Source organism: Nostoc sp. UIC 10630 (assembly GCF_010747425.1).
GTDB lineage: Bacteria > Cyanobacteriota > Cyanobacteriia > Cyanobacteriales > Nostocaceae > Nostoc.
In genome coordinates, this window is the sequence record NZ_JAAGOG010000169.1 from 1 (window position 1) to 17,062 (window position 17,062).

Sequence of the window (17,062 nt, forward strand, 5' to 3'; positions counted from 1 at the left end):
CTCTTGGATAAGAGTCAAAATAGAACTTGATAAGGGAGGTGCAGGAATATAGCCTCCAGCAACTAAGGCAATCTTCATGAAAATCCCTATTTTTTAGAAACTATTGCTCAAATATACTACATTTTTTATCGATGTTTACAAGTGTTAATAAGTCAAAGCGGTATATATCTATTCTATAATAGAATACGTTGATTTCATTGTGATATAAATTTTATGGTAAACTCTACTGCGCCTTCTTTGTTAAGTAGCTTTTTAGAAAATTCATTTGACTTCAAACATCATTTACAAGGTTTTTTAAATTTAGCTCCAGAAACCATCGAGACAAAGTTAACAGCAGCACAAGAGGAAATAAAAAATTTAGGACGCAAAGATTTTAATTGGGAAGAAGCAACTGCTTTCTATCGTGAGAAAGTAGGAGAACTTTACTTGTTTGAATTGGGGGCTTGGCATCTATCAAGTTATGCTTATATTGGAGATATGTTGCAGTTGATTGCAGATTGTGCCCAAGGAAGAGTGTTAGATTTTGGTGGAGGGATAGGAACTCATGCCCTTGGTGCTGCTCTTTGTCCACAAGTGGAGCAAGTTATTTATTATGATATAAATCCGATTAATCGTGATTTTGTTCAGTATCGAGCAGAGAAAATGGGACTGGATAAAAAAATAATTTGTACTCTTGAAATGCCCGCGAAAGAAAAATTTGATACTATTTTGTGTTTTGATGTTTTAGAACATTTGCCAGACCCTAGCCAGCAGTTATTAGAATTTTATCAATCTTTAAATGCTGAAGGTAAAATGATAGCGAATTGGTATTTTTTTAAAGGTTTTAATCAAGAATTTCCTTTCCATTTAGATGAGCCTAAAGTAGTAGAAACATTTTTCAATACACTTCAGAGTCAATTTTTAGAGGTTTTTCACCCTTACTTAATTACAACTCGCTGCTACCGCAAGCAAAGTTGAATTTAATTACATGTTTTTTGGGTGGAGCCATAGCGAAACCCGCTAAACAAGTTATTTAGCTGAAAAAATGATGTTGATAAAAATAGATTAACGACGGAAATGTACCATAAATTATTATTTATGTCTACTCCAATGGGCCCGCTAGGTTCAGGATTGGGAGGTGGAGTAGAGTTAACTTTATCTAATATTGCTACAGAGATGCTGCGGCGAGGACATAAATTAGAAATTGTTGCACCGCAAGGATCTATCAGCAATTCATTACCGATTAGACAAATTCCCGGTGAACTAATACAGATACCAGCGCAAAATCAGAGTCGTAACGATCCAATTTTGCTGCATAAAAATTCTGTTTTAGCGAATATGTGGGATTATGCTCGTCAAGTCCAAACTGATTATGATTTGATTATTAATTTTGCTTATGATTGGTTGCCACTCTATTTAACACCATTTTTTAATTGTCCGATCGCACATCTGATCAGTATGGGTTCTTTGACAGATGTAATGGATGAGATTATTGAACAAGTAGCAATCAATTTTCCTGATAGTATTGGTGTTCACAGCCAAACACAGGCAGCTACTTTCACATTTGCAGAACGGTGTATTTGTCTGTTAAATGGCATGGATTTATCTATTTATCAATTTTGCCAGAAACCAACTCAGAGCTTGGCGTGGGTAGGTAGGATAGCTCCTGAGAAAGGGCTAGAAGATGCAGTAGCAGCAGCAGAAATCACTGGCATTAAATTGAAAATATTCGGATTAAAACAGGATGTATCTTATTGGGAAAAAATTTGTCAAGAATACCCTAATGCTCCTATAGAATATGTAGGATTTTTACCAACGCTTGAGCTACAAAAGGAGCTAGGTAAATGTCAAGCACTTTTAGTAACTCCTCGTTGGATAGAAGCATTTGGAAATGTAGCAATAGAAGCGCTTGCTTGTGGAGTACCTTTAATTGCTTATCGTCGCGGTGGTTTAACAGAAATTGTCCAGGAAGGAAAAACTGGTTTTTTGGTGGAACCTGATAGTGTTCAAGGTTTAGTAGAAGCTATTAAGCATTTGGATGAAATTGACCGACAAAGTTGTCGCCAGCAAGCAGAAACTCTATATTCTTTAGAAGCTATGGGCGATCGCACTGAAGAGTGGTTTCAAGAAATTCTGAGAAAAAATTCTGAAAAGCTCATATAGTACTAATCTTGTTCAATTTAGATATTACCGCTACGACTAACGGGATTTACCAATGCAGCCATCCAACGTTGAAATTAATAAATAATTCTGGAACAATTACGCCAAAACATGGGATAAATCTCAAGTTATTCTAGGTAATCAAAAAGTTACAGATGATGAAAGAGATAATTACGTCAATTATTTAGGTGATGAATGCGCGACAGCATAAGATGCAGTCAATATTGTGACTAAGTATATTACACTGTTTATTTCCCAAGACAGTACAACCTTTTCTTTCTTTTTCAGCAACCCCTACCTATGATGGATTATCTCGGATAAAGTAATCACACTTTGCCAGCCAAGTTTATCAACTGCTTGAAATTCACAAGATAAGTAATGTTATTGGCGCTATCAATTTTGATCCACCCTTTTTCATGCAGCTTTTCCATGATTTTGGTGGTTTCTTCAACACCGATTTCTGTTACCTCTGCTAAATCTTTAAAAGGAATGTTAAAAACTTCTCTTCCTAAGTCTGATTCCTGACCATAACTTTCACCTAAAGTTACTAGGGTATGAGCGAGTTTGACTGCTGGTGGTGAAGACCGCATTTGTAATCGCTGGTTAATTTGCCGCAATCGCCGCACCATCAGTTGCAGCATCCGGTGATGTAACTGTGGGTCTTTAAACAATATTTGAATAAAACGCTCTCTGGAGATACTAAGCAACTTCACGGGTGAAAGGGCAATGACATCGGTTGAGCGTGGAGATTCATCTAAAATTGCCATTTCTCCAAAAAAATCACCACGACCAAAAATTGCCAAAGCTACTGAATCGTCTCCGACAGTACGCCGGACTTTGACCCAACCAGAAACCACGAAGTAAACGGCATTACCCCAGGCATCTTCCATCACAACGGCTCGCCCCGATGGATATTCATGTTCAATTGCAACGTTGAGCAGCCATTCTAAGGTTTGTGGGTTGGCTGTACTCATCAAGGGGAAAAGTTCACTAAAAACCTCAGTTAGCATGAAATATTTGCAACAAATGGATTCAAGAGCGGGAAACTAACTTTGATACTATAAGTTTGTTTAAATCGTAATCTTACTCAGAGTACGATCGCAAAATTTGTATTTATTTGAGATGAACCTTATAAGGTTGATCGGTCTAAAGTCTCATTACAACATAACAATTATGTACGCGATCGAAATCAGCGCTTTCACTGACAGACCTATAATTTGCTGTCTGTTGGTGGATTGCTATGTATTGCCAGTATTTTGATCTGTTGGTCTAAATTTTTCACTAATTGATTCAGTGTAGCTAAAGCCTCTGATTGCTGAGAGTCAAGGATAGGATTCAACAAAAGCCGTTCTTGTAGTTCATGTAATTTGAAACTTAGTTGCTGAGAAATTCCTAAAGCATCACGTCCCAGACGCATCAATTGTTGTTGCTGATAGAATTTTAATGCTGCTCCCCGCAAGACTTGGAGTGTTGCCTCTTCACCATAGGTTCCCGGCATAACTCGCAAGCGTAATAACAAGCGGTTTTTTTGATATACATATTCCTTCTCTACCTGTTTTGGTTCTGCAAGCGTGGTAAGAGGCAGGGAGGCAAACCGCTTTAATTCGTTCAGTACTCCTTGGAAAACATAGAGCGGCAGCTGGTCTAACACAGACTGCAATATTCCATTATCACTCCACAGTATCCTGCCTTCGTAAGCTTGTCTTTCTAAATACAGCCGACCTATTCCCCCACCCAGAATTCGCCCTAGTAATTCCTCTAGTAATTTTTTGGGTGGTAGTGTTGGCAGCAACTCAATGGAAGTAAGTAATTCAGGAATTTGTGTAGGCAAAATAGGTAGATTGTTTGCTACTGTAACGGATGTCTCGCCTTCTTGACTCCTTAGAGTTTGAGATGATTGATCTAGCTCTGGGATAGGAGGCAAGTCTACACGCTGTCCAGAATGTTGACGCTTTTGTGTCTGAAACGCCATCAATAGGGGGTGCTGATTTGATTCTGAGTCGGCATTTACAGAGGGAATAGGTTTGTCAGCATTGTGTTGGGGAAAGTCCTCTGTTGACTCATGCACAAGTTTTGCGTCTAGCTGAGATGTATTCTTGTGGTTGAGGTAGGCTGATAATATTCTGCGGTGAGAGTCGCTTGCGATCGCCTCAATCACCATCGTGCAATTGATATAAGACAAAATGCGACCTACATAATCTAGTGCCTCACTGTCTTGTGGATAAACCATACCTAGCAAGAGGTTTTTGTCTTCTAATCCCAAGGGCAAAATCTGATGGTAGAGGCAAGCTTCAAAGGATAAAAGATTATCAATTAGTTGGAACATTTGCTCGCGTTCCCCTCCTTCCTCCCATCTAGTTTGAGTGGCAGTTAGGATTTGCTGTGCATTTGCTGCGGTATCATTTAGTTCGCCCTCGGAAGACAACATAGGTTTGATTGCGTGGTGTTTATTTATATTTTGCCTCTAATTGAGTAAGTAGTTAATAAAGATACTTTGTTTGATTGTTAAAATTTCAATTATATATACTTAAGTAGACGTAAGTAGAAGATGAATTTTAGATGATAGATTGGGGATAATACTGAGGATTGGGCATTGGGCAAATAATTAATACTTCTTCTTACCCTAATCCCCTACTCCTCCACTTCGCCACTCCCCATTTGCCTTGTCTCCCGCCGCCTGAATTGGCTACTCTTGGGTTCTTAAAGCTTGGGCTGCAAGATAAATTTTTGTCCATTCGCCTAATACTTGATGGGTTTTGAGTTTTAACTGTTGAGCTATTGCTTCTATTGAGTTACCTGCTTTCCGCAAATCTAATATCTGCCGCCCTAGAGGAGTCAATTTTTCATCAAGTTGTTGCCATTGGTTTTGCGTTAACCCTAAATTATGTTCTTGTAAGGAAATTGAGAGCCAGCTGTCTACTAGCTCTGGTTTATTTTTGAGGGCAAAAACACGCACAGCATGGTAACTAATTTTTTCTCGCAGCCGGTAGACTTCTTTAGTCTGCTTATCCAGTTTTTGGGCGATCTCTTCTTGGGACTTACCTTGCAGATACAGTCGTAGCCATTCTACTGCGTCTTTTCCCAGATTTTCTTGTAAATAATTTTCAAATTCTTTTTGGACGGACTGACGTAGGACTTGTTGTTCTTCTAGTTGTTGTGTTTCTTGATATTCTGCGATCGCCTGACTATCTACTAAGTTAACTCGATTGTCACTGTCGTCGGTGAGGACTTCTTCTGACACCAGTCTAATCATGTCACGACCCGGCACTTGGGTTAAGCCACCGCGCTGAGTGCGACGCAAGTAATTTACAAACCGATAAGCTAATAAGGGTTGATTGCGTACTGGTCGCAGACAATATTCTTCTACACTGGCAAATAGCAGAGCATCTGCCAATCGCCTATCGCTTGTATATTTGGCAAGATCGGCCATTTGTTTTTGCATATAGGCATCTGTTTGCAGTAATTCTTGGAGTACTTCTTGCAATACATCCATCACACTGCGCTGGCGATCGCGGCTGAGGGAAACCCAAGTCTGAATTTTATTCCGTAATGTCACTAAACTCCCTAGTCGCGTTATCAAGTTGCGATAAGCACGTTCTCGCCCAAACCCCAAATAACGTTGACGTAAAATCCTCCAGCGATATTCCATCGCTTGTTTGGCGATCTCAAGTTCCTTCGGGTTTAACAGATCAAACCGTTTTGAGTCAGATCCAAATAGCCAGAGAATAATACTTTGCCTAGCAGCTTCATTTTGCTCTGGACATTCAGTAGCCAAGCGCTTTTGCCAATCTAAAGCCAGTTTTTCCATATCTGTTGTCATACTGAGATTGCATTCCTCGAAACTCAATTTTGAAGTTTGCATCACAACCCCCATTTATCCCACCTAATTGTTAACTGGCAGCTGCCCCAGATTTCATGAGTTTCATGAAAATAGCTCAGTGTTTCTACTCTTATTACGTCTTAATTCACTAAAATTATGCAGGAATTTCCACATTGATGTTTTCCTTTCAATTCCAAAATACCCAAAACCCTTGTAAATGAAGCATTTAGAGCAAATATCTAAATTTAAGCTTTTTGTAAAGTTATGTTTTTTAACTAAGAACAGAAATCTGCCTAGCAGTGGTGAGGATACACCTTTGCACGAGATGGGTCGGGGAAATCTGATATTTTGTAACAGATACAAGGAACGAATCTAATTTAACTCACTGTCAGACGTTATTTCACCCGTATAAGTTTCAACCCTTTACAATCCCTTACGTAGGCAAATACTTAGTTAAATCTTAATACGCTTGGTGTTCATAAGATTTTGCTCTATAAGAGCCCTCCGACCCTCTTAAAATGAGCTTAATTCCGTCCTTTCAAGGGGAATTAGGGAGGAGGAGCGAGCTTTAACTGAATAGTATTAAGTTAAATTTCTTAACATATTTTTATTTTATCTAAATATATATACGTAAATTAGTGTTTAAAAGGATATTTAGTAAGGTGTTATATAAAACGTTTAAATTAGTAAAAATGAATAGTCAACAGTCAATATTGATTTTGACTATTGACTCTGATTTTTGCTTTCCCTCTGCTTAAAAATTCAACTTATGCAAAATCTAAAAACAGAAAGAATGCAACCCTCAAAAGCTTTAATGTTCAGAAGCCTTACAATAGATATCTCAATAAATTCATTTGTGGGGATTCTTCGTTTTGAATTTCCCCGCAGAGGGTTGAATCTATCGATTGTTCGATCTAACAATCGGATTTTCTACAGATTCTCGATACCCTTGGACTTGTTCTGTATAACCAATTGGCAGAACAGCTTCAACGTTTTCATGGGGACGAGCAATAATTACCCAGGATTCGAGTGTACCGCCAAAAACATTTTCTGCGGCTTCAACACCAGCAGCCATAGCAGCTTTTACTTCAGAAACATCGCCCCGAATATTAACTGTAAAGCGAGCGCTACCTACTCTGATATAACCAACAAGGGTAACTCGACCAGCTTTTACCATTGCATCTGCTGCTGCTAGCACCGCAGGAAAACCTTTCGTTTCAAGTGCTCCAACTGCCTGTAATGACATTATTAATCTCCTGTATGAATAAACGATATGGGGACTACGAGTTAATTGTACGAAGCTTCGCTACAGATTTTGATAGCAAAATTGCTTAGAACATACGGAAAGGTTCTGATTCTTCAGTGAAATGGATTGGCAATATGGTTTCCACATTTTCCGGGGGATTAGGAACAACGTAGTAGGTAATTACTGTACCAACCTTGACTTGCTCTCCAGCTACGATTCCGGCTTCAACAGCTCTATTGACTTCAGAAACGTGTCCCCGGACGGCGACTAACAAACGAGCGCTTTCAGCTTGACCATAATACACAATCGTGACTGCGGCAGCTTTGACCATTGCATCTGCTGCGGCTAAAACACTAGGAAAACCTAAAGTTTCAATTACGCCAACCGCCATTGGCATGGCATTAGCTCCTGGAATAAGGGATAGGCGATATCAATTGTACGTGGCTTTAGTCCCAATTTTGACATTTTGCAAAATTTTCTTTGGTGGTGGGAATTAGGAGAGACGCGATTAATCGCGTCTTTACAAGAGTTAGAATATTTTGATTAGCCACTAAACTATGTTTTATGTATTACAAATAATACTTGAGCAGATTAGTTTGGGTAATTTTGTTGTTTAACAAAATCAGCGATGCGCCAAAGCAAGCTAGTACGATAAACTGAAATTTATGTTTCCGAATTTTCTCCCTAAAGCAGTTGGGCAACTGACAGAATCTGCCTCGATCGCACTAGCTCAGAGGATTCAAACTGCTGCGATCGCTACTCCTTTAATTAATCAACCAGTTACCACAACTTATGTCAAGCAAGGGAGTGGTGGAACTCCTATTTTATTAATTCACGGCTTTGACAGTTCTGTATTAGAATTTCGGCGGCTTTTGCCACTACTCTCTAGAGATAATGAAACGTGGGCTGTGGATTTGTTGGGTTTTGGGTTTACAGATAGACTCTCAGAAATTGCTTATAGCCCAACTGCGATTAAAACCCATCTTTATTATTTCTGGAAAAGCTTAATTAACCAACCTGTAATTTTAGTAGGCGCTTCGATGGGGGGTGCGACGGCGATTGATTTTACGCTGACTTACCCGGAAGTTGTAAAAAAGCTGGTGTTAATTGATAGTGCAGGGTTAGCTGGTGGTTCACCGTTAAGTAAATTCATGTTTCCCCCATTGGACTATTTCGCAACTCAATTTTTGAGTAATCTAAAGGTGCGCGATCGCGTTTCTCGCATTGGATATAAAAATCAAACTCTTGCTTCTGTCGATGCTTTATGTTGTGGTGCATTACATCTACAAATGCCCAGTTGGAATCAAGCTTTGATTGCTTTTACTAAAAGTGGTGGTTACAGTGCTTTTAGATTTGATATCTTATCAAAAATTGTGCAACCAACACTAATTTTGTGGGGCGATTCCGATAAGATTTTGGGTACTAAGGATGCCACAAAGTTTAAAAGTGCAATTCCACACAGCAATCTCATCTGGATTCAAGATTGTGGTCATCTCCCACACTTGGAACAAGCACAAATCACCGCGCAGCATATTTTAACCTTTCGAGTTTAAAGCAGTTTGTTATTTACTAAGTATAATATCGATTACCTGTGGGGTTGCTATAGAACAAGGAGCTTAAGCCCCTTGTTTTACAAAACCTGATTTTGTGCAGTTTCACAAAGAACTGATATCAACTCTAGTCAAGTAACCACATCTCATTAGAACTATCAGGATACTCATTTGGTTGATTTTGTGGTTGATTTTGAGCTAACGTTTCCGATGAACGATGTGATTTTTTGTAGTTAAGTGGATTGTAATGGTCTTTGACTGGTTTGATAGCAGTACTTTCTTTGACAACAAGTTTTTTAGAATTATCTTCTGCTGTTTGTTTTAAGGCATTAATTTCTTCTATAAGCTTGGAATTTGCTTCTGCAAGTTGCAGTGCTGTTTTTTTGGTCTCTTCAAGTTCTTTTGTTACCTGTTGCGCTAATAATTTGTGTTCCGATGCTAATGTTTGTTGTTTAGATAATTTTGATTGCAAATCAGCAATTTCTTGCCCTAGAGATGCTTCCTTTTTATGGCTTTTTTCTAGATTACTTGTTAATTCTTTGACAGTTGCTTCTAAATCAGCTTTAGTTGGGCTTGTACGCTTAGTAGAATTTGGCTCAGATGTTTGTGCTGAGGATTCTTCATCAGATGAAGCCTGTTCTTCGGTAATTGCTTGTGCTGTAACTTCGATCGCAGATTCACCTTCTGGGGGTGTAAATTTTTGTGCCTCTTCTTGTAGTAAGTCAGAGAGACTTTGTTTCCTAGCCATTATTATTTTCTCCAATCACGCTGTAATTCATCAGCTGCACGACGGTAGTCTAACTCCGCCTCTCGTGCATTACTTCCTCGCCATTGAGCGATCGCTACACCCTCAAGCGCCGCTCGTTCATGAGCCTTATAAGCACGGATAAAGGTATTAAAAGCAGGAATACCTAATCTAGTGAGAGTGTTTTTTGCTTCTAGCGCTTCCCCAATGCTGCGCGTATCGACTTTAGTAAGCAGTACCCGATGGGGGGTTCCCACGGGGATGACGGCTTCCTTGACTGTTTCCACGAGGATAGCTAAATCCATTGCGGATGGGGGTGTAGGCAAAACTAGATAATCTGCGATCGCAACTACCGCCACTAATGCTTCAGAGCGCAGCGCGGGAGGCGTATCCACCACTACTAAATCGTAACCTGTTATCTTTCCTAAATCACTTAAAAGCTTAGGATCTGTTTCTTGAGATAAATCAAATCCCATTCCCTGCTGACTGCGCCCAAACCACCAGCTGGCAGAACCTTGAATATCTGCATCAATCAGCAACACCTTTTTTTTCTTCGCAAAGTTTGCAGCCAGATTGACTGCGGTAGTCGTTTTGCCGACTCCTCCTTTACCGTTGAGAATAGCGATGATTTTTGGCACTACTTGCTTCCGATGCTGCCTCTTGTTAGCGCTAGCGGGGCGTTTAGCCCGTGCTGAGTTAGGAGTGCTGAGTGCTGAGTTAGGAATAGAGACGCGATGAATCGCGTCTGTACAAGAGTTTTTATTATTCTCTTTTCAGTTCTCAGTCTCCAGTCTCTAGTCCCCAATCATGAATATACCGCTTTCTGTAACCCTAAGTAACATGAACAGTCGTAACAATAAAATTCAGAAGCCATCAAATCTACAAACTCCTATGACAGCAACTTACAATCTACCTGATGGGCCTCAAATCCCGCGCTGGTTGAGGATGATCAAGTTTATTAGTCAGCCAGTGAAATATGTTGATGATTTTGCCAAAACCTATGGCGACACTTTCACCATCAGGAGTACTAGCTCTGATAACCATCTTGTGTATTTTAGTCAACCCCAAGCACTTGAGCAGATTTTTACTGCTGATTCGAGGCATTTTGAGGTTGGGAGGGGAAATACAGGACTAAGATTTTTACTTGGCGATCGCTCCTTTATGTTATCAGATGGCGATCGCCACCAGCGTCAACGGCAACTCTTAGCTCCCCCCTTTCATGGCGAAAGGATGCGGGCTTATGGTGAGGAAATTCGGAAAATAACCCAACAGGTGAGCCATGAATGGCAAATTGGCAAGCCTTTTAAGATCCGTGAGTCGATGCAGGAAATTACCTTGCGTGTTATCTTACGGGTTGTCTTTGGTTTGAATGAGGGAGAGCTTTTTGAAGAACTAAGGCGATCGCTAAGTGACTTACTAGACTTTATAAGTTCGCCCATAATGTCCAGCGCCTTCTTTTTCCAGTTCATGCAAAAAGATTTCGGTGCGTGGAGTCCGTGGGGTTGGGTTCTGCAACAACGGCAAAAAATTGATCGACTGATTTATGCTTTACTTCGAGAACGTCGGGCCCAAACCGATCAAAATCGCCAAGATATCCTAAGTTTGATGATGGCGGCTCGTTACGACGATGGTCAAGGGATGTCAGATGAAGAATTACATGACGAGTTAATGACACTGCTAGTAGCGGGACATGAAACTACTGCTTCGTCATTGACGTGGGCTTTTTACTGGATTGATCGTTTACCAGAGGTGCGTGAGAAGTTGCTAGAGGAACTCAACACCATTGGAGTTAACCACGATTTGAGTAGTGTAGGTAGATTGCCCTATTTGACAGCAGTTTGCCAAGAAACACTACGAATTTACCCAATTGTCATGACTGCTTTCCCCCGGATTGTGAAAACCCCAATTAAAATTATGGGCTACGAACTGCGAGAGGGAACGGTGATAATCCCCAGTATTTATTTAGCGCATCATCGAGAAGAAGTTTATCCACGATCCAAGCAGTTTAAACCAGAACGCTTTTTAGAAAGACAATATTCACCTTATGAATATTTACCCTTTGGTGGCGGTAATCGTCGCTGTATTGGGATGGCATTTGCCCAGTATGAAATGAAAATTGTCTTAGCAACTGTTCTATCTGACTTTCAAGTATCGCTAGTTAATAAACGTCCTGTGCGTCCTGTACGCCGTGGATTAACTGTCGCTACACCGGCCGGAATGCGTATGGTTGCTACACCTCAAGTCAAGCGTGCAAATACGCCAGCCTTAGTTTAGGCAAGTAGGGTGGGCATTTTAATCCCCACCCTACTATTTTGTAATAATTACGAGATATCCTGATTTTCTTGCTTGTTAGCGAGTTGTTCATAATGTTCTTTATCGCGGTATTTAATTATTCTCATCGGTTGATTCCCAACAATTGCTAAAGGTTCCACATTAGCAGTTACAACCGTACCAGCCGCCACAATTGCACCATCTCCAATAGTAATTCCCGGAATAATTAAGACATTTCCGCCAATCCAAACATTGCGGCCGATGACAACAGGTTTATGGATGTAGACATTATGTTCATAAGGCAAATCATTACTTTGATAGTCGTGATTTGCAGAGAGGATAATAACATTAAATCCAAGCGTGGTGTTGTCGCCAATTGTGATTCCCCCACGACCATCTAATAAGACATCTGGGCCGATATAGACTTTATTTCCCAAAGAGACATTTTGTGGATGGTCAATTTTAATATCTCGCTTAAATCGTAAACCTGAGCCACAAAATTTTAATTGACTTTTCAGTTCTTGATGCTTGTAGCGCCTGATTTTGGTTTCTAAATATTCTCCCCAGCGTACTAGACGAGGTATTAACCACTGTTCCAATAGCCGCTCTAATTTATTTGTAATTTTATTTTTGATCTTTTTCATAAAACCTCATAAAAGTTCAGGAAAACTCTGGCTTTCAAGCAGGGAGGGAAAACGACGCAGATACTTTAGCACTCTTCACATTTACAGGACTTACGCAAAATAATGAAAAAACGAACCGCAAAGGACGCAAAGGAATAAGAGTTTGAGATAGTTATTGCGTAAGTCCTAATTTATTAGGTTTCCCTAATTAGAGTATTTTCTCGCGTCTGAATACCGGTTCTCTAAAATTTGTTTAGGCAATACATAATAACTTCGCAATTTGCTAAGATTATCTACTACCCGACCAAAAAATACTTCTCATTACAAATTTATGCAGATCATCAGTCTTGCAAGACTTTCTGAGTTTTGGGAAAAGCTACTCTAATGCACAAATTAACCTGCGATTATGACCCCTGAAACACGTGTTACTAAAGTCATAAGACGGAAAACTTTACAGTTCCTCATTACGTTTAGACTTGACAGAAGGCAAACTGATGTAGCAATATTCATTAAAGTCCCTTTCGTCCCACATCTCGAAGTGGGTAGGAGGCAATGCATGATTGGCACTATTTCTTTAACCACGATCGCAGCAATTTAAATCAAGGCACTTACCGCATCTTTGAGCCGGAGTGGAAAGCAGAGATTCTCCACTGGTTCAGCCAAAAGGATATAGATAAGCAGCAGAAAGAAGATTTTATCCAAGCTTTAATAGATTTTGATGACGGTTGCGGCGATTTTTATCGGTATCGCGCCTATTTTTTGGCGGCTGAGGCTTTATCCCAGTTCCCAGAATCTAGTTTGGGTGATGCAATTGTAGAACAGCTACTCAAATGGAGTTATGCCTATTTTCGGCAAGATAAGCGAGATTGGCAGATATTACCAAAACCATTGGTGCAGACAGCTAGACAAACCCTAGAATTAACCGACAGAAAACGGGTAATTGCTGCTTTTGTCCATCTGGTTCATACTACAGAAAGTCGTTCAATTCTCCGAGTTGCAGCCGAAAAGTTAGGAACACTCGATCCGGGTAATAAAAGTGCGATCGCAGCCTTGGCATTGATGCCAATTACTGAGGATAGATACGGATTCTGTCCAAGAAGTTATAGTCTAGGCACAATAGCCGTTGGTGATGAAACTGCGATCGCTGTTTTAGTTAACGATATCGAAAAGATACCAGATCAGCAAATTTGCACGGTTGGAATTAGGACTTTAGGGAAAATTGCCTACGGAAATAAAACCGCGATCGCTGCATTAGTTTACCTTATGGAGACGACACTGAATAAGGACAATTGTTGCGAAGCGATCGCAGCATTGGGAAAAATTGCTGTAGGCGATCAAACTGCGATCGCAGCCCTCGTCAAATTCTTACAGATAAACCAGGGTGATAGAATCTGTTTTGATGCAGCTCAAGCTTTGTGGCAAATTGATCCTGGTAATGCAGCTGTACTCAAGAGTTTAGTCCACATTCTCGAAACTTCTGCGAATATATCTCTTATAAATCACGCGGCTACATATCTACTGGAAATTGATCCAGGTAATAAGTTAGCACTTAGCATGTTATATCAGATATTTGAAACCAATCAAGATGAATCGGGACGTTTGTATGCAATCCAAAACCTACTGAAAATTGATCCTGTTAATCCAAAGGCGATGGCGACTTTATGCCAAATACGCGAAAGCAATCCGTATCAACATGAATCAATCTTGACGGATGCAGTTCAAAATTTAAAACAACTCGATCTAGAAAACAAATTGGTGAAACAAAAACTTAACGAGGTTATCCCTACTCTGATCCAATTCCTTCTAATTTTTCAACAAGATGACGACAATAAAAACTGCTTCAACAACAGCCCCACTATTCAGATATCCTATGAATCCTGTCTCTTGGATATAGCTGATAGTTTAACAAAAATCCTCCAAAGAGAACATTTACCACAAGTAGTCACAACCCTAAAAGGTTATCTGAGTAAACAGTTCTACAAAAACAGTTCATATCGCTACGAAGCCGTATTTAACATCATCTGGCATTGTGCCGAAAATCTAATTTACCCAGACTTTCACAAAGCAATCAACTAAACAACAAGCGCAGAGTTCTTATCTTCCTTCGCGATACTCTGCGCTTCCCTCCGCGTCCCTTTGCGTTAAAAAACAATTTCCTCCTTCATCCTCTCTTCCAACACATCCAACAACCCATCCACATCCTTCCCAACTTGCTCAAAACAAATCGGTGGCGCTGGTTCCGGTGCAAACTGAATTAACTTAATTTCCCCCTTCCCAATCCCAATCATCACAACTTCTACTTCTGGTTTGTGATTCTCGACAATTCCCAAAATTTCCTGAAGCCGATTCTCAACTCTAATATTTAAATTCTCTATCTGTTCTTTCGGACAATAAACAAAATGCGGCGTTGGTTGCAAATCAATACCAACAGTACCCTGACTGTCACCATTTGCTAACCACAATCCCCAAAACAGCGCCGCCAACTCTTGCTGATTTGCTTTGACAAACTTATCCAACTGGCGACGCCACTTAGTATCACCTGATTCTGGTTGACTATTACCAAAAAACATAAATAATTCGTAATTCGTAATTCGTAATTAAAACACAAAGAAGGGGGGAAAGTTATCTTAAGCCTGACTGTACACGCCAGAGGCCGGAATAAATACCGTCTTTCTCCAGCAATTGCTCATGAGTGCCCGACTCTACTAATTTCCCATGTTCCATGACATAAATGCAATCGGCATTGCGGATAGTGGAAAGACGATGAGCGATCGCAATTGTAGTTCTATCTACTGTAATCCGTTCTAGCGATCGCTGGATTGCTGCTTCTGTCTCATTATCCACCGCCGAGGTAGCTTCATCTAAAATCAGAATGGGCGGATTCTTCAAGACTGCGCGTGCGATCGCAATCCGTTGTCTTTGTCCACCAGATAACTTTTGTCCTCTTTCCCCCACAATTGTCTCATAACCTTGGGGCAAGTTAATAATAAATTCGTGTGCCTCAGCTATCTTCGCCGCCGTGATAATTTCTTGCTCTGTAGTCTCAAAGCTACCATAAGCAATATTCTCTGCTACAGTGCCATGAAATAGAAAGACATCTTGACTCACTAAACCAATACAACGGCGTAAATCTTGCAAATTCAAACTTTGCAAATCAATGCCATCGAGAGTAATGCTTCCTGTTTGCACTTCGTATAACCGCAACAAAAGTTTGACTAAAGTGCTTTTACCAGAACCCGTTGAACCAACAATTGCAATGGTTTTCCCCGCCGGAATATCCAAAGACAAATTTTTAATTACTGGAAATCTATCTTTATAAGCAAAATAAACATTTTTAAATTGCACTTCACCGCGCACTTCATTCACAGGTAACGCCACATCACCTGTATGAATGGCGATAGGAGAATCTAACAAATTCATGACTCGATTAGTAGAAGCCATTGCTCGTTGATATTGATCAAAAGTTTCGCCTAATCTTGTTAAAGGCCACAGCAAGCGCTGGATTAAAAACACTAATACGCTGTAAGTACCTACAGACATGGCTCCAGAAACTGCTGCCATCCCACCATATAAGAGTAATGCCGTGAAACCTACCAAAATCAGCATTCGAATTAACGGTACAAAAGCAGCAGAAAGAGTAATTGCCTTGGCATTACTGCGGCGATAAGCATCACTATCTAATTCCAAACGAGAGGCTTCATAAGTTTCGGCAGTGAAACTTTTAATGGTAGTTATCCCACTAATATTGTTTGACAAACGCGAATTGAGGAAACCTACCTTTTCTCGGACATCGGCGTAGCGAGGCGCAAGTAGTCGTTGGTAAGCAAAGGAACCCCAAAGGATAAATGGCATTGGTGACAAAGCCATCCACGCTACACTAGGAGCCAAAATAAAGAAAGCAGCACCAATAATTAGAACAGTTGCAGAAACTTGGATAATATCATTTGCTCCTCCATCCAAAAACCGCTCTAATTGGTTAATATCATCACTGAGGACAGACATTAAACCACCAGTGCTGCGTTCTTCAAAATAAGCCAATTCCAACTCTTGCAAATGTTTGTAGGCATCCAAACGCAAGTCATGCTGAATATTCTGAGCCAAATTCCGCCAAAGTCGAGCGTAGGCGTATTCAAAAACAGATTCTAGTATCCAAATGATGACGGTGAGGAAGGAAATAATCAAAAATTGTTGAAAAACATCGCGTACCCCTAACTGGGCAATTATAGAATCCTGCTGTTTAACGACTACATCCACTGCCACGCCAATTAAGCCGGGTGGTGCCAAGTCGAAAAATTTATTGAGGATAGAATAAGTAGTCGCTAGCCAAATTTGTTTACGATACTGATGTCCATACTCAAGCAAACGCTGGAGAGGCTGCGTTGAATGTTTACGCCTTCTTGATACCTGATGAGATTTTAATCCAGTAGCCACGGCTTTTTGCGGTTTCGTGCAGTTGATATTACCACATAACAAAGTCTTGAGTCCTGAATCTGAAGATTGAAGACTTAATTCAGACAGACTGATGAGAGGATGTTTTAAAAGTCATGATTGATGTATCAAATATTTTTTACCCCCCCCGAACCCGCCCCGTATAAAGGCTACGGTTTTCACACAACTTTATAGAAAAACAAAATAGGGGTATATACCCCAAAATACCCCGTAAAAAAG

At 40.2% G+C, this 17,062-nt stretch carries 15 protein-coding genes; 5 read left to right on the forward strand and 10 right to left on the reverse strand.

All coding sequences use genetic code 11. The features are described 5' to 3' along the window. The first annotated feature begins 213 nt into the window (after positions 1–213). Positions 214–957: a methyltransferase domain-containing protein gene (locus tag G1O98_RS28835; protein ID WP_163935353.1), complete on the forward strand. Its 744-nt coding sequence runs from the start codon at positions 214–216 to the stop codon at positions 955–957. Between the two features lie 120 nt (positions 958–1,077). Further along, on the forward strand, positions 1,078–2,142 hold the full coding sequence (locus G1O98_RS28840) for a glycosyltransferase family 4 protein (protein WP_345940603.1): 1,065 nt from the start codon (positions 1,078–1,080) through the stop codon (positions 2,140–2,142). Between the two features lie 323 nt (positions 2,143–2,465). Here G1O98_RS28840 and G1O98_RS28845 read toward each other — a convergent pair whose 3' ends face one another. From G1O98_RS28845 to G1O98_RS28865, 5 genes are all read right to left on the reverse strand, one after another. Continuing rightward, positions 2,466–3,149 carry a Crp/Fnr family transcriptional regulator gene (locus G1O98_RS28845; RefSeq protein WP_114081365.1) on the reverse strand — a complete coding sequence of 228 codons (684 nt, stop codon included), beginning with the start codon at positions 3,147–3,149 and terminating at the stop codon, positions 2,466–2,468. Positions 3,150–3,349: 200 nt separating this feature from the next. Further along, positions 3,350–4,567, reverse strand: a complete 1,218-nt coding sequence (locus G1O98_RS28850; protein WP_163935360.1) for a pilus assembly protein PilB — start codon at positions 4,565–4,567, stop codon at positions 3,350–3,352. Between the two features lie 258 nt (positions 4,568–4,825). Continuing rightward, positions 4,826–6,013 (reverse strand): HetZ-related protein 2, encoded by a 1,188-nt coding sequence (locus G1O98_RS28855; RefSeq protein ID WP_163935364.1) that lies wholly within the window; start codon positions 6,011–6,013, stop codon positions 4,826–4,828. 844 nt (positions 6,014–6,857) lie between these two features. Further along, positions 6,858–7,205, reverse strand: a complete 348-nt coding sequence (locus tag G1O98_RS28860) for a carbon dioxide-concentrating mechanism protein CcmK (RefSeq protein WP_069069149.1) — start codon at positions 7,203–7,205, stop codon at positions 6,858–6,860. A gap of 85 nt (positions 7,206–7,290) precedes the next feature. Further along, the gene (locus G1O98_RS28865) at positions 7,291–7,602 is read right to left on the reverse strand and encodes a BMC domain-containing protein (RefSeq protein ID WP_069069150.1); all 312 of its coding nucleotides are present in this window, start codon (positions 7,600–7,602) and stop codon (positions 7,291–7,293) included. 268 nt (positions 7,603–7,870) lie between these two features. On the opposite strand from G1O98_RS28865, the gene G1O98_RS28870 reads away from it, so the two are divergent. After that, positions 7,871–8,758 (forward strand): alpha/beta hydrolase, encoded by an 888-nt coding sequence (locus G1O98_RS28870; protein WP_163935367.1) that lies wholly within the window; start codon positions 7,871–7,873, stop codon positions 8,756–8,758. Between the two features lie 124 nt (positions 8,759–8,882). Here G1O98_RS28870 and G1O98_RS28875 read toward each other — a convergent pair whose 3' ends face one another. Together G1O98_RS28875 and G1O98_RS28880 are read right to left on the reverse strand one after the other, a co-directional pair. Next, entirely contained in the window at positions 8,883–9,503 is a 621-nt protein-coding gene (locus G1O98_RS28875) for a hypothetical protein (protein WP_163935370.1), read from the reverse strand. A 2-nt stretch (positions 9,504–9,505) separates the two neighbouring features. Continuing rightward, positions 9,506–10,138: a ParA family protein gene (locus tag G1O98_RS28880; protein ID WP_012409272.1), complete on the reverse strand. Its 633-nt coding sequence runs from the start codon at positions 10,136–10,138 to the stop codon at positions 9,506–9,508. Between the two features lie 253 nt (positions 10,139–10,391). On the opposite strand from G1O98_RS28880, the gene G1O98_RS28885 reads away from it, so the two are divergent. Then, positions 10,392–11,774 (forward strand): cytochrome P450, encoded by a 1,383-nt coding sequence (locus G1O98_RS28885; protein ID WP_163935373.1) that lies wholly within the window; start codon positions 10,392–10,394, stop codon positions 11,772–11,774. Positions 11,775–11,821: 47 nt separating this feature from the next. Here the strand turns inward: G1O98_RS28885 and G1O98_RS28890 are convergent, their stop codons facing one another. Continuing rightward, a complete protein-coding gene (locus tag G1O98_RS28890) occupies positions 11,822–12,415 on the reverse strand; it encodes an acyltransferase (protein WP_163935376.1) in 594 nt (197 codons plus the stop codon). Between the two features lie 531 nt (positions 12,416–12,946). Between G1O98_RS28890 and G1O98_RS28895 the strand changes: the two genes are divergently transcribed. Continuing rightward, positions 12,947–14,470: a hypothetical protein gene (locus G1O98_RS28895; protein ID WP_163935379.1), complete on the forward strand. Its 1,524-nt coding sequence runs from the start codon at positions 12,947–12,949 to the stop codon at positions 14,468–14,470. Positions 14,471–14,535: 65 nt separating this feature from the next. Here the strand turns inward: G1O98_RS28895 and G1O98_RS28900 are convergent, their stop codons facing one another. Then, entirely contained in the window at positions 14,536–14,964 is a 429-nt protein-coding gene (locus G1O98_RS28900; RefSeq protein ID WP_163935382.1) for a hypothetical protein, read from the reverse strand. Between the two features lie 52 nt (positions 14,965–15,016). Next, the gene (locus G1O98_RS28905) at positions 15,017–16,825 is read right to left on the reverse strand and encodes an ABC transporter ATP-binding protein (protein WP_163935384.1); all 1,809 of its coding nucleotides are present in this window, start codon (positions 16,823–16,825) and stop codon (positions 15,017–15,019) included. Positions 16,826–17,062 lie beyond the last annotated feature (237 nt).

Bases quoted from the DNA above. Each gene is read 5' to 3' on its own strand.
- G1O98_RS28835 (WP_163935353.1), top strand. From the start codon at position 214: ATGGTAAACTCTACTGCGCCTTCTTTGTTAAGTAGCTTTTTAGAAAAT.
- G1O98_RS28840 (WP_345940603.1), top strand. From the start codon at position 1,078: ATGTCTACTCCAATGGGCCCGCTAGGTTCAGGATTGGGAGGTGGAGTA.
- G1O98_RS28845 (WP_114081365.1), bottom strand. From the start codon at position 3,149: ATGCTAACTGAGGTTTTTAGTGAACTTTTCCCCTTGATGAGTACAGCC.
- G1O98_RS28850 (WP_163935360.1), bottom strand. From the start codon at position 4,567: ATGTTGTCTTCCGAGGGCGAACTAAATGATACCGCAGCAAATGCACAG.
- G1O98_RS28855 (WP_163935364.1), bottom strand. From the start codon at position 6,013: ATGGGGGTTGTGATGCAAACTTCAAAATTGAGTTTCGAGGAATGCAAT.
- G1O98_RS28860 (WP_069069149.1), bottom strand. From the start codon at position 7,205: ATGTCATTACAGGCAGTTGGAGCACTTGAAACGAAAGGTTTTCCTGCG.
- G1O98_RS28865 (WP_069069150.1), bottom strand. From the start codon at position 7,602: ATGCCAATGGCGGTTGGCGTAATTGAAACTTTAGGTTTTCCTAGTGTT.
- G1O98_RS28870 (WP_163935367.1), top strand. From the start codon at position 7,871: ATGTTTCCGAATTTTCTCCCTAAAGCAGTTGGGCAACTGACAGAATCT.
- G1O98_RS28875 (WP_163935370.1), bottom strand. From the start codon at position 9,503: ATGGCTAGGAAACAAAGTCTCTCTGACTTACTACAAGAAGAGGCACAA.
- G1O98_RS28885 (WP_163935373.1), top strand. From the start codon at position 10,392: ATGACAGCAACTTACAATCTACCTGATGGGCCTCAAATCCCGCGCTGG.
- G1O98_RS28890 (WP_163935376.1), bottom strand. From the start codon at position 12,415: ATGAAAAAGATCAAAAATAAAATTACAAATAAATTAGAGCGGCTATTG.
- G1O98_RS28895 (WP_163935379.1), top strand. From the start codon at position 12,947: ATGCATGATTGGCACTATTTCTTTAACCACGATCGCAGCAATTTAAAT.
- G1O98_RS28900 (WP_163935382.1), bottom strand. From the start codon at position 14,964: ATGTTTTTTGGTAATAGTCAACCAGAATCAGGTGATACTAAGTGGCGT.